The 921-nt window shown below is 46.9% G+C and carries 1 protein-coding gene; it reads right to left on the minus strand.

Annotated elements, in window-relative coordinates:
* A partial coding sequence (locus AB4496_RS27930) for a molybdopterin-binding protein (RefSeq protein ID WP_372133280.1) occupies positions 1–921 on the minus strand: 921 nt, incomplete at both ends.

The raw sequence follows: 921 nt of genomic DNA on the forward strand, positions 1-921 counted from the left end.
ATGAAGTACATCCATCATCTTTTGTTCGTCATCTTCGATAATGCCGTAATCAACGATGTCGCAACCTAGCTTTTGAAGCATGCCGATGATAGTGAAACGGTTCGAGTCGTAGATAGAGTTTGGCTTTTGCTCAACGCCCGGTGCCTGAACTTCATCACCCGTTGAGAACACACCCACCTTCACTTTACGCAGAACAGGGCAGGTACCGAAACCTAACGACGCCATCATACCCATTTCTGGTGCTTCGATGCGTGTGCCACGTGTAAAGACAGGTTGGCCAATTTCTAAATCTTCACCGGCCATACGGACATTTTGTCCAACGGAGATTTTCGCATCTGGGAAGCTAACTTTATCGCCATCTTGCACGGCTTGCTCACGCATCACAACAACATCAACGCCATCTGGCATTGGTGCACCCGTCATGATCTTAACAGCTTCACCTTGTTGAACGGTTTTGTCGTAGCTGTGACCAGCCATAACTTCAGCAACAATGTTGTAGCTATCCAATTCAAGATCTTCACTACGAATCGCGTAGCCATCCATTGCAGAATTAGTATTCTGTGGGACGTTGATTGGCGAGATCACATCTTCAGCCAACACACGACCGTAGCCTTGCAGTAATTCAACACTCTCTGTGAGATCAAGCGCGTCAATGCTATCAACAATCTTTTGTTGGCCCTGAGTTACGGTTAAACCTGCTGGAGAGAACGAATCACAACACACCGCGGGCGCTGCGTCTTTTGAAGATGAGCATGACGCTGCTTTGCCTTTTGTAGAGGAAAGGTCAAAGGACTGCGCGTAATCGATGATGAAATCACGAATCGCTTCTAAGTCGTTGATCGACATTTGAGGTAAGTCAGATTCAACGTGGCTATCAGCAGCAATAGCAATGATGTTGTCATCGTTTTGGTACAACCAAGG

Source organism: Vibrio sp. 10N.222.46.A1 (assembly GCF_041473595.1).
Taxonomy (GTDB): domain Bacteria; phylum Pseudomonadota; class Gammaproteobacteria; order Enterobacterales; family Vibrionaceae; genus Vibrio; species Vibrio tasmaniensis_A.